Genomic DNA, 13,140 nt, shown 5'->3' on the forward strand with positions numbered 1-13,140 from the left:
CTGAACAGGTCCGCATCTACGACAGCTATGCCGATGCCTTCGCCATCATCCATAACAATCTCGATGCGGCGATGCAGGCCGCCAACATCACCGGCGGCGAGGGCGGGTCCGGCACGCTGAACCGGCAGGCCAAGTCCGCCGCCCGCTCGGCCTTTGAGAGCGCCAAGCAGAGGTTCTTCGGGCACCTGTTGACGTCGATGAAAACCCCGACGCTGATCCGGTCCATCACGGCCGATCTGGAAGCGGGACATTCTTCCGTCATCCAGATCGTCTCGACCGGCGAGGCGCTGATGGAACGGCGGCTGGCAGAGATCCCCACCGAGGAATGGGGCGATCTGAAAATGGACCTGTCGCCGCGCGAATATGTCCTGGACTATCTCGCCCATTCCTTCCCGGTCCAGCTCTACGAGCCGTTCACGGATTCGGAGGGCAACCTGTCGTCACGGCCGGTCTATCGCGACGGTCAGCCGGTCGAGAGCCGCGAGGCCGTGGCCCGGCGGGACGAGATGATCGCCAGCCTCGCCAGCCTGCCGCCGGTTCCCGGCGCGCTGGATCAGATCATCCAGCATTTCGGCACCGACACGGTGGCCGAGGTGACGGGCCGCTCGCGCCGCATTGTCCGCAAGCGCGGCGGCGGCGTTACCATCGACCGGCTCGTCGTGGAAAGTCGCGCCGGTTCGGCCAACCTGGCCGAGACGCAAGCCTTCATGGACGATCAGAAGCGGGTGCTGGTGTTCTCCGATGCCGGCGGCACCGGGCGCAGCTATCACGCCGAACTGTCAGCGAAGAACACCCGGCTGCGCGTCCATTACCTGCTCGAAGCCGGCTGGAAGGCGGACGCCGCCATCCAGGGCCTTGGCCGGACGCATCGCACCAATCAGGCGCAGCCGCCGCTGTTCCGGCCGATCTCGACCAATGTGAAAGCCGAGAAGCGCTTCCTCAGCACGATTGCCCGCCGCCTCGACACTTTGGGCGCGATCACGCGCGGCCAGCGCCAGACCGGCGGCCAGGGCCTGTTCCGGCCCGAGGACAATCTGGAAAGTCCCTACGCCCGCGACGCGCTGCGCCAGCTCTATCTCCTGCTGGTGCGCGGCAAGGTCGAGGGATGTTCGCTCGAACGCTTCGAATCCGCCACCGGGTTGAAACTGATGGACGCGAACGGCATCAAGGACGAGCTGCCCGCCATCACGACTTTCTTGAACCGGCTGCTGGCGCTGACCGTCGAGCTTCAGGGCGTTCTCTTCAGCGCTTTCGAGCAGCTTCTGACCGCGCGGATCGAGGGCGCCATCGCGTCCGGCATCTATGACGCTGGGCTGGAGACGCTGCGCGCCGAGAGCTTCACCGTCACCGACCGTCAGGTGATCTACACCCATCCCCGCACCGGGGCCGAGACCAGCCTGCTGACGATCACCGAACGCAAGCGCAACCGGCCCGTCATGCTCGATGCCGCCCTAGCGGAACTCGACGATCCGCGCGCGAAGCTCCTGATCAACGGGCGCTCAGGCCGCGCGGCGGTGCAAATCCCCACCACCAGCGTCATGCTGGACGATGGCGAGATCGAGCGCCGCGTCAGGCTGATCCGGCCGATGGAAGCACACAATATCCCCATCAGGATGATGGGCGAGACCCATTGGGTCGAGGCCGACCGGGACGCATTCGCTGCGGCCTGGAATGCGGAACTTGCGGAGGTGCCGGAGTTCGCAGACAGCACCCTGCATATGGTGACGGGCTTGCTGCTGCCGATCTGGAAACGGCTGCCGAACGAGTCCACCCGCGTCTATCGCCTCCAGTCTGACGCGGGCGAGCGCATCATCGGCCGCAAGGTCTCCCCGGCCTGGGCCGCGAACGCGACCACGACCGGCATCGCGAAGGTCACGCCGAAGGATGCTTTCGCGGCGCTGATGGAAGGCCGGACGATCCTCGATCTCTCCGAGGGCCTCCAGCTTCGCCGGGTCCGCGTCATGGGGGTGAACCGCATCGAGCTTTCCGGCTTCACCGACACCATGCGCCAGCGTCTCACGGCATATGGCCTCTTCCACGAGATCATCTCCTGGAAGCTGCGCATGTTCGTGCCAGTCGATGCCAGCGGACCCGCCGTGCTGGCCAAGCTCTTCGACCGCTGGCCGGTCGAGCGCATCGGTGAACGGGAGGCAGCCTGATGCCGCGTCACGACGCCTCCGAACTGGCGACCCGTCTCGGCCGAGAGGCCGAGGCGGTCTGCCGCCACTATCTCTCGTCCGGCCACCGCGCCGGGCGATATTGGCTGGTCGGCGATGTGCAGAACACTCCTGGCCGCTCGATGTTCGTGCGCCTGACCGGCCCGGGTTCCGGCAAGGGCGCGGCGGGGAAATGGACCGACATGGCCACCGGGGAGCATGGCGATCTGCTCGACGTCATCCGCGAGGCGCTTGGCCTTGTCGACTTCAAGGACGTGGCCGAGGAAGCGCGCCGTTTCCTTGCCCTCCCGCATCCTGAACCGGAGAAGACGAGGACGCCGACCGGCAGCACATCCAGCAGCGTGCCCGGTTCGCCTGAAGCGTCGCGCCGCCTCTTCGCCATGGCGCAGCCGATCCACGGCACCCTTGCGGCGATCTACCTCAACGGGCGGGCGATCACCTCCCTCTCGGACACCACCGCGCTGCGCTACCATCCGAGGTGCTACTATAGACCCGACGAGTCTTCACCCACCGAGATCCGGCCGGCACTCGTTGCCGCCGTCACCGATCTTGCGGGCCAGCAGACCGGCGCGCATCGCACCTGGCTCGCCCCGGACGGTTCCGGCAAGGCGGCTGTCGAAACACCGCGGCGGGCGATGGGCGTCCTTCTCGGCCACGCTGTCCGCTTCGGAACCGCCGCTGAGGTTCTCGCCGCCGGCGAGGGCATCGAGACCGTGCTGTCGCCCCGTCAGGTTCTGCCCCGCATGCCGATGCTGGCGGCGCTTTCGGCCGCTCACCTCGCTGCCATCCTGTTCCCGCCGTCGCTGCGCCGGCTCTATGTCGTCAGGGATCGCGACCCGGCCGGGGACGGTGCAAGAGACGGCCTGGCCGCCAGAGCAGAGAGCCTCGGGATCGAGGCGATGTCGCTCACGCCGCTCAACGGCGATTTCAACGATGATCTGCGACGCCACGGCGCCGATGCCCTCCGGGCGCGTCTGAAGGATCAGCTTCATCCTGAAGACGTCCGCCGGTTCATGGAGAGGTGAGGTCGTGATCGGTCCCGGAGGCGCGGCCCAGCGTCATCCTCTGCCGGTTTCGGTCTCAGGTCATCGCCAGGAGCATCCATCGCCCGAGAGTCCCGTACCCACGGCCTTCGGAGAGGGCGATCGGCGCACAAACGGGCCGGGCAGGCAATGGCCGGGTTTGGACTATTTTCCGCCGGCGGGGACGAACCCCGCCTTTGCATCGCGAAAGTCAAAATAGCCCACCCCCGGCCATCAAGGCCCTCGCGGAGCGGGCGAGGGCTGCCAACCCGTCCCGCCCGTGCGCTTCGACGCCTGCGAAGGCCGCGATGGGCGCGGTCTCCAGACGAAGGACGCTCCCGATGACGAACGAAACCTATTCCGCAGGCGACGAGCCGGTCCACACCTCCTCCCAGACCGATCACACCCTCACCGAACTCCAGCTCTACGGCTGGCGCCCGTTCCAGGACGAACCCGATCCGAGGCCGCTGCCCGAGGGCAACACCGTCGCCGCCGCCGTCACCGACATCTTCGACGCCCTCGTCGCGACGCTCGGCGACACCCGCTTAGAGCCCGACCTCGAAGAGCTGCTCTGGGGGACCGTCAATCTCTTCCACCGCGCCACCGGCCGGGTGGAGCGCGATCTCGACGACAACGAGCAGGCGCAGCGCCGGCTTCAGCGGGAACAGGACGGCAGCGAGGTCAAGTCGGTCGAACTCGAACGCCTCACGGCCGAGGGGCAGACCCTGATCGAACGGCGCGCCAGCATGGAACTCTTCCGCGACCTCGCGGCCGAGGCTTTCGAGCACCACACCGGCAGTGCCTGGCGGCCGCGCAGCGGCTCGATGGTCAACCATCGCAACCTGACCGCCGCGATGATCGACAGCCGCGACTTCCTTGCCGCGAAGCGCCGGGCCGAGACCGAGGTGATGCTGCCCGCCGGCCCGAAGGTTGCCGTGACTGGCGGCGCGGACTTCAACGATCACCGCCTGATCTGGGCGAAGCTCGATCAGGTCCATGCCAAGCACCCCGAGATGGTGCTGCTGCACGGCGGGTCGCCGAAGGGAGCCGAACTGATCGCTTCCCGTTGGGCAGATCACCGCAAGGTGCCCCAGGTCGCCTTCCGGCCCGACTGGACCAAGCACGCCAAGGCGGCGCCGTTCAAGCGAAACGATGCCATGCTGGACGTGCTGCCGGTCGGCGTCCTCGTCTTCCCCGGCACCGGGATTCAGGAGAATCTCGCCGACAAGGCCCGCAAGCTCGGCATCCCGGTCATGAAGTTCGACGGCGGCGCGTAAGCGCCGCCGCCTGGCGGCTTTCGGCCGCCGATACTTGACAAGATGCAAGGCCGCGCCTTTGATGGAACATCCTTGCAGAACCGGCGAAGCAGCATAGTCGCAGGCGGAGCGCATCTCCCGGCAGCCTGTCGTGATCCCCAACCGTTCTCTGGAGGTTTCCATGACGCTGATCCTGCTCGCCATCTCGCTCACCATCGCGGCCTGCGTGATCGCCTGGAATCTCGCGATCTATGCCTTGCCCGTCATGGCAGCCATCACGGCCGCGCAATATGCCTGGGGCGCGGGCGCCGGGGTCGTGATGTCCGGCCTCATGGCCATCGGCGCCGCCGTGCTCTCGATCGCGCTTGTGATCGTGACTCTTGGCTTCGCGAAGAACCCGGCCCTGCGGCTCATTGCGCTCGCTCTCTTCGCCGTGCCCGCCGTCATCGCCGGCTATGCCCTTGTCTATGGCATCACCAAGAACGCCATCGACTCGGGGCTGGTTCTCAACCTGTTCGGCGGCATGGGCGGTCTCGTCCTCGGCATCTCGGCCATCGTCAATCTGAACGCCCTCGGCGAGTCGGTGTTCTCGCGCTGAAACGGCAGACGCGATCAGCCACTTCTGAGGAAGGCCGGCAGCTTGCGCCGCCGAGCCCCGGTCGTTTCGCCCAAGACGGAAAAGCAGTTCGTCGCAGCATGTCACCATCGCACCCGGTCTGCTTCTCGCGGCGCTTGAAATGGTCTGCGGTGCGAACCGTGGTCCCGTGCGGTCGATGCCCCGCTGCATCGGTCCACGTCGTTTCGTGGGGCCTTCGCGAACACCTTCCTTGTCCCTTCACGATGCTGAGGGACCGAGCCTTTGGCCGATGAAGCAGGTGATGCGGCGCCATACCGGACCTGAGAACCCGATAGCCTGTCCGATCACATCGCGGATGACATGGCCTTCCGGCGGCGGACACGACGGTGACCGGCAAAGACGGTTGAAGGAGTGCCATGCCGGTGGTCTCGGTTCGCATGGGGGCCTGCCTGGTCGCTGTCGCCAGCAAGGACGATGGTTCTGCTGTGCGTCCCCGATCTGCTTTCGAAAGCACCATCCCTCCGCCTGACTGATCCCCTAAGTCCGTTCGGCTTCCACCAGCAACCCCCGCGGCTCCCAGCCGTGTTGCCGCGCAAACGCGGCTGCCCGCCCCACCTGGGGCCTTGGGGGCAAGCTGCAGCAAGGGCGGCAGTTGCAGGAGTCTTCCGACGGCCTTGGCCGGGTCTCGTCGGAGGGACGGTCCCTCCGAGGAGCAACGGAGATAACCCATGCAGAACATCGTCATCCTCGCCGGCAACATCGGTCAGGCCCCCGAAACCCGCACCACCCAGGGCGGCACCGGCATCACCCACTTCACCCTGGCCACCTCGCGCCCCCGCTACTCGGAAGGCCGCGTCCTCCGCGACGAGAACGGCTATCGGGTCCAGGACACGGAATGGCACCGCATCACCTGCTTCAACGGCCTCGGCAAGACGGTCCAGCAGCATTGCGACAAGGGCATGAAGGTTCTGGTTCGCGGCCGCATCCACTACACGAAATGGACCGACGCCGCAGGGGTTGACCGCTACGGCTGCGAGATCATCGCCGAGACGGTCGATTTCCTGAGCCGGGCGAAGCAGACCCAGAACGACGACGGCAAGTTCATCGACGACGATGACATTCCGTTCTGATCGGGAACCCGAGGCCCGGCGGCGCAAGCCGCCGGGTTTCCCTCCTGCTTCACCGGATCGCGCCCGCCGCTTCTGGCAAGGTCCGGCGACCGAATCAGACGGGCATGGACGGGAGCGTCGTCTCTCTATCCTTGATAATTGCACCTGAATTTCGGCTGGTGCTCACAGCGAGAACGACTATTATAGTCGTAGTTCTGGAGTGCGTGCGTATCCCGGTGGGAGGTGATCATGTATGATCACCGCTCGCCAATCTCGGGCTGCGCGCGCGTTACTGGGATGGACACAGGAGACGCTCGCCGACAAGGCCCAGGTCGCATTGACCGCACTCAAACGCCTCGAATCCCAAAGCGGGCTCGAGGTGTTCGAGTCCACCCGCGACCAGGTGCGCCGCGCTCTCGAAGCGGCCGGGATCGTTTTCTTGTCGACGGATAAGGGCGAGGGCGTGTTGCTGCAACACGATACGGTCAACACCGACAAACGGTGAAACAGCGGCCAGCGTGATGTCAGGTTCTCGTCAAAAGGAATGGCTATCTTCCGCCGAAGATGGTTAACAAATACGTTACCCGAACGTGAGCGAATGATGGGCCGCGCGACACAGACATATCTCGACACACCACCGTCCAGCCAGACGCTGACGTCTTATGATCGCGAGCATATGAAACTCTACATGCGCCTGCTCGATGCCGAGCGTGATGGCGCCGATTGGCGCGAAGCTGTGCAGGTTCTCTTTGGCCTCGATCCCGAACATGACCCCGAGCATTGCCGGTCCATCCATGACGCTCACCTCGCCCGCGCGCACTGGATGACCGAACACGGCTACCGCGAGCTGGTCCGCGAAAGCCAGCGCAATTCCTGACGCGTGATGCGTGCCGCGCATCACCTGTTGACCATCGCCTGACTTCCTCAATTCAACGCGTGCGGGAATCCTGACCCTTCTCAATTCGTTTGAGTAGACCCGGGAGGCCGCGATGACCCCTGACGCATCGACTTGGCGTTCGTCGGCGCAATACGACCATCTGGATGAACTGACGGCATCCGATCTGGCCTGGGAATGGCTGCGCCGCAATGACGATTATGACGCAGATTTTGAAGCCTCAATTGCCGACCATGGAGACCCCCAACCGCTGACCGAACGGATCCGGCAGCGATGGGGGTTGCGATTTCCCTGTCGATCCGTTGGTCCCGCCACCCGATGCGCCGGTCTTTTGGCTCCCGGCGGAGGACACAAGTGTGGTGGTGCTGACCGGGGTCCCTTCGGAACTTGGCGACAGCGCTGACGTCACTCCGCAGAACTGGCGCATCGACTACGCGGTCGAGAATGCAGGTGCGGAGTTTCACTTTCCGCTCGGCAACGGGCAGAAGCTCCAGATTTTCGACGGTGCCATCAAGGGGGACGCGATCGCGGTCGCCATCGTCCCTCTCAGCCTCGCCGGTTTCGACCGGATCGAGGCCATTCAACGCTTCCTTTCGGCCCTGCATGGTCGCGCGATCCCGCCGGATACGCGCCTGACACGCCAGCAACGCGCACGCCTCCGACGGATGCTGCGGGCCTTCGATGGCCATCGGGCCGGCGTCACGCAGCAGGAGATCGCGCGGGTTCTTCTGAACACCGGCCGGCTTGAGCGGGACGAATGGCAGGCATCCTCGGCCCGTCATGCCATCAAGGCACTCCTGCGCGACGCCCGTTCCATGGTCGCCGGCGGTTATCGGAAACTCCTTCGTCATCGCCGCCCACGATAACGCGATCCTTTGCCCTGATGGTGGGCGATTTCGATACCCCCCAACTTCGCCCTGCAACTCGCCGCTCTTCCTGCGCCACCGTGGTCATTGCCCGCCGCTGATCCGCAGCGGCCGCTTGCAACCCCACGGAGGCCCGATCATGCCACATGAACCCGTCGTCCTGCCGCCGCGTTTTCTACGGACCAAGGAGGCCGCGACCTTTCTCAGCCTCTCGGCCCGGACCCTCGAAAAGCACCGCACCTACGGAACCGGGCCTGCCTATCGCAAGCTCGGCGGCCGTGTGGTCTATGCCATCGACGATCTCGAGGCCTGGACCGAGCGCGGCGCGGTGACCTCCACCTCCGATCCGCGTGGCTCAGTGCTGCCCGCCAAGCGTCGGTCGCTTCCGTCCGGCCCGCAGGCCGGTCGTTACGCCCGCTGATCGCAGCCGGTTCCCTTCATGACGGTGCGACGCCGATCCCTTTCTGAGCGCGGGCAGCTCGACCTGTTCCGGGCGCTCCCCGGCGACTTCGCGCCACGAGACGCGCAGGATCTCATGGCCTATCCCTTCTTCTCCCTCGCCAAGTCGAAGCGCATCGCGCCCATCGACTTCGCTGCCGGCAGCGTGACCATCCGGGTCGAGGCGGTTCCCGATCATGGCATGGCCACGATCTGGGACGCCGACATCCTGATCTGGGCCGCGAGCCAGATCGTCGAAGCCCGCGATGCCGGGCTTCGCACCTCCCGGCTGATGGCCGCCACGCCCTATGAGATTCTCACCTATGTCGGGCGCGGCACGTCGCTTCGCGACTACCAGCGGCTGAAGGCGGCGCTCGACCGGCTGCAATCGACCACGATTTCCACCTCGATCCGCCAGCCGACCGAAGGCCGCCGTCATCGTTTCTCGTGGATCAACGAATGGCAGGAGCGCACCGACCGCAACGGGCGACCCGACGGCATCGAGATGATCGTGCCGGACTGGTTCTACCAAGCCGTCCTCGACGATGCGCTCGTGCTGACCATCGACCGGACCTATTTCGATCTCACCGGCGGCCTCGACCGCTGGCTCTACCGCCTGGTGCGCAAGCACGGCGGCCGCCAGCGCGATGGCTGGCGGTTCGATTTCCGTCACCTTCACCAGAAATCCGGCAGCCTGTCGCCGTTCAAGCGCTTCGCCTTCGAGCTGCGCGACATCATCCGGCGCCAGCCTCTGCCGGGCTATTCGCTGTTTCTCGAAGCTGAGGTTGGCGGGCGGATGCTGCTGGCCTTCGAGCCGGTCGCGCCCTGTGGAAAACCTGTGGATGGCCTCGTGCTATCAGGAACCCGGACTATCGTGCTATCGGGAACCGGAGGCTCGTGCTATCAGGAACCGAAACCGGGCTTAACACCCGGAACCCATTCAGGAAATCGCGCCCTTAACTTAGAGTCTAACAAAGAGTCTAACTTTGAAGAGCGCGCGCGCGATGTGGAAAACCTCATCCGCGACACCGCCAGAAACCTCGGTAGAGCCGCGAAGGAGAGGGCCTCATGTGCCCTGACACCGCCTCGACCGGCATCTGATCGAGGCGCAACCGAGGCTCCTGAATCTGCCGATACACCCCGCCTGCCTCTCGATCTGCCGGGGGGGTGCGAATGATCATCGCGCTCCTCAACCAGAAGGGCGGCGTCGGGAAGACGACGCTGGCGCTGCATCTTGCCGGAGAATTGGCGCAGGGTGGCAAGCGCGTCACCCTGATCGACGCCGATCCGCAAGGTTCCGCCCTCGACTGGTCGCAACAACGCGCGCGTGAGGGCCTGCCCCGTGCCTTCGGCACACTCGGCCTGGCGCGCGATACGCTGCACCGTGAGGCGCCAGAGCTTGCCCGCGATGTCGATCATATCGTCATAGACGGGCCGCCGCGCGTCGCCGGCCTCATGCGCTCGGCGCTGCTCGCCGCCGATCTCGTGCTGATCCCGGTGCAGCCATCGCCGTTCGACGGCTGGGCCTCGGCCGAGATGCTCGCCCTCCTGACGGAAGCGAGCATCTATCGCCCGCAGCTCGTCGCGCGCTTCGTGCTCAACCGCTGCGGCTCGCGCACCGTCATTGCCCGCGAAACGGCCGAGACGCTGGCGGACCACGACCCCCCGCTACTCGCCAGCGCCATCGGCCAGCGCGTCGTCTTCGCCGACGCCGCGCAGACCGGGCGGCTCGCCAGTGAGATCGACGCCCGATCACCTGCGGCGCGCGAGATCGCAGCACTGGCTACCGAGGTCGAACGGCTGGGCATCGGGAGGGCGTCGGCATGACGATTCTCACCGGCGATTGCCGCGAACAGATGCCCTGGCACGCACCCTACGACATGATCCTCGCTGATCCGCCCTATGGCGGCACCTCGCTCGCCTGGGATCGGCGTGTCGAGGGCTGGGTCGGGCTGGCGCGCGCCGCGCTTACGCCGACCGGCTCGCTCTGGGTCTTCGGTTCGCTGCGCAGCTTCATGGCGACAGCGGACCGCTTCACTGATGCGGGCCTGCGGATCGCGCAGGAGGTGGTTTGGGAGAAGCAGAACGGCACCGGCTTTCATGCCGACCGCTTCAAGCGCGTGCATGAACTGGCGGTGCAGTTCTATCCCGCCGAGACGACATGGCGCGACATCTACAACGACGTCCAGACCACGCCCGACGCAACAGCCCGCACCGTCCGGCGCAAGCGGCGCCCACCCCATACCGGCAAGATCGACGCCGGCCATTACGTCAGCCATGACGGCGGGCCGCGCCTCATGCGCTCGGTCATCTACCTGCGCAACTGTCATGGCCGCGCCATCCATCCGACCGAGAAACCTGCGGCGCTCCTGGAAATTCTGATCCGCACGAGCTGCCCGGAAGGTGGCCTGGTCGGCGACTGGTTCGCCGGTTCCGGCGCGGCCGGGGAAGCCTGCCGGCTTTCCGGCCGGCGCTATATCGGCTGCGAGATCGACCCCGACATGGCCGAGCGCGCGCGGGCGCGCATCGCCACCGTGCTGCCGTTTCATGACGGAGGCCCGTCATGACGGCGCGCACCGACAAGCGCGGCTTCGCCGCCCGCCCGGCCGATCCCGAAGGCTGGATCAGGGCCGGCGATGCGCGACCAGCGCGAGATGGCGCCGTAACCGCCCATTCCGCCCGGCTGACGATTGACATCACGCCCGAGCTTCGCGGGCGGATCAAGATCGCCGCGATCAGACGCGGCATCACCGTCGCCGACATGCTGCGCGACCTGCTGGCGCGCGAGTTTCCCGACATATCGGGAGACCGCCCATGAACGGCATCGACGCCCATGACGACGATCTGACCCGCGTGGAACTGACCTGGGTGGAAGGCAGGACCGAATACTGGATCAGGTTCGGCCATGAGGCGGGAACGCAGCTCCTCGACCGCAACCGCCGTATCGTCTCTTTCGGTCCTGGCGCGGTGTTCGCGTTCGTCCGCTGGGCGGCGAACGACCACGGCACGATCATTTCGCGCCTCGACATCCTGCGCGCGGTTGCGCCGGGCGAGTCCTATCAGACGCTGCCCTTCGCCCGTCCGGGCGGCGAAATCCTGCTGAAGATCGAAGGCTGGCCGAAGGTCGAGGCCGTCCTCCGCCATGTCGACGGGATCGAGGCCATTGGCGTCGATCCCGCCCAGGTCGATCCCGATCACTGGCGGCACGTTGCCCATTGGATGAACGCGGGCGAAGCGCCGCGACCCTACACCGCCGAGCGCCATCAGGCATGGCTCCGGCGCCGGGAGATCGCCCCATGACGCGCTTTCGCTATGTCATGGCGACAACGGCTGCCACGCTCGGGATCGCCATTACCGGATTCGTTCCGACCGCGCCAAGGCTGGTCTGGAACGCATCGGCCAGCGTGCCCATCGGCTTCTACACCGTCACGCCCACTCAGCGGATCGAGGTGCCCGATCTGGTCGCCGTCATCCCACCCGAACCCATCGCTTCGTTCATGGTCAAGCGCGGCTATGTCGCCCGCGACGTGCCGCTTCTGAAGCATGTCCTCGGCTTGCCCGGACAGCGCGTATGTCGCGCTGGCCGCGCCATCTCCGTCAACGGCGTTCCGCTCGGCGAGGCGCGCGACCACGACAGCCTCGGCCGAGACCTGCCGGTCTGGCTGGGCTGCCGCGTCATCGCCGAGGGCGAGGTTTTCCTGATGAACCCGGACGTCGGCGACAGCCTCGACGGCCGCTATTTCGGCCCGCTCCCCGCCTCCGCGGTGATCGGCCACGCGATCCCGCTTTTCACCGACGAAGACGGCGATGGCCGCTTTGTCTGGCGCGCGCCGATGCGGTGACGGCGCGTCCAGTGCGGGGCGTGCGAGCGGCCCGCGTCTTCTCTACCGCATAGGAAAGGAGCCTTCCATGGCACAGATCGGCCAGTTTACCCGCACCCCGTCCGGCTATTTCGGGCAGCTTCGCACCCTCTCGCTCGACCTTGAGCTGACCTTTGTTCCGATCGATGATGTCGAGTCAGAGAACGCGCCCGCCTATCGAATTCGGCTTGGGGATGAAGACGGGCCGGAAGTCGGCGCAGGCTGGAAACATTCTGGCGAGCGCGCAGGACCGTTCGTCTCCGTCCTTCTCGACGATCCCGTCTTTCAGCAGCCGATCCGCGCCCGGCTGTTCCAGTCGGACGAAGATGGCCGCGAGTGGGGTCTGCACTGGACCCGTCCGAAGAAGCGCGACGAACAGGGGTGATCATGGTCACGTCCTGCACTCGTCCCGCTTCGGGGAGATGCGGTGTCCGCCGCCGCATCATCCTCCTTCTTTTTTCCGGCCTGTTCGTCTCCACCATCGCCCCGCTGTCCGGTCTGGCGCAAACCACCGTGCCGGATCGCACGGTCGCTGCGCATCCGCACGGCGCGCATATCGAGGAGGCTTCGCAGCGTTTCGGCATCCCGCCGTCATGGATCATCGCCGTGATGCAGGTCGAAAGCGCGGGCGATATGCGCGCCATATCCACCGCCGGGGCGATGGGGCTGATGCAGGTCATGCCCTCGACTTGGGCGGAGCTGCGCATCCGCCATGCTCTCGGCCGCGACCCCTTCGAGCCGCGCGACAACATCCTCGCGGGCACCGCCTACCTACGCGAGATGTGGGATCGCTACGGCAATGTCGCCGCGATGCTCGCGGCCTACAATGCCGGTCCCGGTCGCTACGATGAATACCGCGCGACGGCTCGTCCGCTGCCTGCCGAGACGCGCGCCTATGTCGCTGCTTTGACGCCGATCCTGCTCGGCGAGCGGCCTTCCG

Annotated in this window: 18 protein-coding genes; all 18 read left to right on the forward strand. The window is 66.1% G+C overall.

Annotated elements, in window-relative coordinates; all coding sequences use genetic code 11:
* On the forward strand, nt 1-2,159 hold a 2,159-nt coding region (locus AQY21_RS05420), incomplete at its 5' end, for a strawberry notch C-terminal domain-containing protein (protein WP_203416396.1).
* The gene (locus AQY21_RS05425) at nt 2,159-3,202 is read left to right on the forward strand and encodes a toprim domain-containing protein (RefSeq protein WP_058096756.1); all 1,044 of its coding nucleotides are present in this window, start codon (nt 2,159-2,161) and stop codon (nt 3,200-3,202) included. The genes AQY21_RS05420 and AQY21_RS05425, both read left to right, overlap by 1 nt.
* A 338-nt stretch (nt 3,203-3,540) precedes the next feature.
* A complete protein-coding gene (locus AQY21_RS05430) occupies nt 3,541-4,476 on the forward strand; it encodes a DUF2493 domain-containing protein (protein WP_012092619.1) in 936 nt (311 codons plus the stop codon).
* 160 nt (nt 4,477-4,636) lie between these two features.
* Nucleotides 4,637-5,053: a hypothetical protein gene (locus tag AQY21_RS05435; protein WP_012092620.1), complete on the forward strand. Its 417-nt coding sequence runs from the start codon at nt 4,637-4,639 to the stop codon at nt 5,051-5,053.
* Nucleotides 5,054-5,760: 707 nt separating this feature from the next.
* Nucleotides 5,761-6,162, forward strand: a complete 402-nt coding sequence (locus tag AQY21_RS05440; RefSeq protein WP_012092621.1) for a single-stranded DNA-binding protein — start codon at nt 5,761-5,763, stop codon at nt 6,160-6,162.
* A 232-nt stretch (nt 6,163-6,394) separates the two neighbouring features.
* Complete coding sequence (locus tag AQY21_RS05445; RefSeq protein ID WP_012092622.1) at nt 6,395-6,646, forward strand: helix-turn-helix transcriptional regulator; 252 nt, start codon at nt 6,395-6,397, stop codon at nt 6,644-6,646.
* 93 nt (nt 6,647-6,739) lie between these two features.
* Nucleotides 6,740-7,018 carry a DNA -binding domain-containing protein gene (locus AQY21_RS27590; protein ID WP_082657990.1) on the forward strand — a complete coding sequence of 93 codons (279 nt, stop codon included), beginning with the start codon at nt 6,740-6,742 and terminating at the stop codon, nt 7,016-7,018.
* A 112-nt stretch (nt 7,019-7,130) separates the two neighbouring features.
* Nucleotides 7,131-7,439 carry a transcriptional regulator domain-containing protein gene (locus AQY21_RS29655; protein ID WP_073469400.1) on the forward strand — a complete coding sequence of 103 codons (309 nt, stop codon included), beginning with the start codon at nt 7,131-7,133 and terminating at the stop codon, nt 7,437-7,439.
* Nucleotides 7,393-7,902, forward strand: a complete 510-nt coding sequence (locus tag AQY21_RS05455; RefSeq protein WP_197057540.1) for a DUF2285 domain-containing protein — start codon at nt 7,393-7,395, stop codon at nt 7,900-7,902. The genes AQY21_RS29655 and AQY21_RS05455 overlap by 47 nt, the downstream gene beginning before the upstream one ends.
* Nucleotides 7,903-8,041: 139 nt before the next feature.
* The gene (locus AQY21_RS05460; protein ID WP_058096758.1) at nt 8,042-8,323 is read left to right on the forward strand and encodes an AlpA family transcriptional regulator; all 282 of its coding nucleotides are present in this window, start codon (nt 8,042-8,044) and stop codon (nt 8,321-8,323) included.
* 18 nt (nt 8,324-8,341) lie between these two features.
* Nucleotides 8,342-9,517, forward strand: coding sequence for a replication initiator protein A (locus tag AQY21_RS05465; protein ID WP_058096759.1), 1,176 nt, complete (start codon nt 8,342-8,344; stop codon nt 9,515-9,517).
* A complete protein-coding gene (gene parA, locus AQY21_RS05470; RefSeq protein WP_058096760.1) occupies nt 9,514-10,167 on the forward strand; it encodes a ParA family partition ATPase in 654 nt (217 codons plus the stop codon). The genes AQY21_RS05465 and parA overlap by 4 nt, the downstream gene beginning before the upstream one ends.
* Nucleotides 10,164-10,907 carry a site-specific DNA-methyltransferase gene (locus AQY21_RS05475; RefSeq protein WP_058096761.1) on the forward strand — a complete coding sequence of 248 codons (744 nt, stop codon included), beginning with the start codon at nt 10,164-10,166 and terminating at the stop codon, nt 10,905-10,907. The genes parA and AQY21_RS05475 overlap by 4 nt, the downstream gene beginning before the upstream one ends.
* Nucleotides 10,904-11,158, forward strand: coding sequence for a hypothetical protein (locus AQY21_RS05480; protein ID WP_058096762.1), 255 nt, complete (start codon nt 10,904-10,906; stop codon nt 11,156-11,158). Before AQY21_RS05475 ends, AQY21_RS05480 begins: the two co-directional genes overlap by 4 nt.
* Entirely contained in the window at nt 11,155-11,640 is a 486-nt protein-coding gene (locus AQY21_RS05485) for a DUF2840 domain-containing protein (protein WP_058096763.1), read from the forward strand. Before AQY21_RS05480 ends, AQY21_RS05485 begins: the two co-directional genes overlap by 4 nt.
* Nucleotides 11,637-12,182, forward strand: a complete 546-nt coding sequence (locus tag AQY21_RS05490) for a S26 family signal peptidase (RefSeq protein ID WP_058096764.1) — start codon at nt 11,637-11,639, stop codon at nt 12,180-12,182. The genes AQY21_RS05485 and AQY21_RS05490 overlap by 4 nt, the downstream gene beginning before the upstream one ends.
* A 67-nt stretch (nt 12,183-12,249) precedes the next feature.
* Nucleotides 12,250-12,585 (forward strand): DUF736 domain-containing protein, encoded by a 336-nt coding sequence (locus AQY21_RS05495; RefSeq protein WP_058096765.1) that lies wholly within the window; start codon nt 12,250-12,252, stop codon nt 12,583-12,585.
* Nucleotides 12,586-12,587: 2 nt separating this feature from the next.
* Nucleotides 12,588-13,140 (forward strand): lytic transglycosylase domain-containing protein (locus AQY21_RS05500; protein WP_065169894.1); only part of this gene is annotated, 553 nt, incomplete at its 3' end.

Source organism: Paracoccus sp. MKU1, assembly GCF_001447385.1.
Taxonomy (GTDB): Bacteria; Pseudomonadota; Alphaproteobacteria; order Rhodobacterales; family Rhodobacteraceae; genus Paracoccus.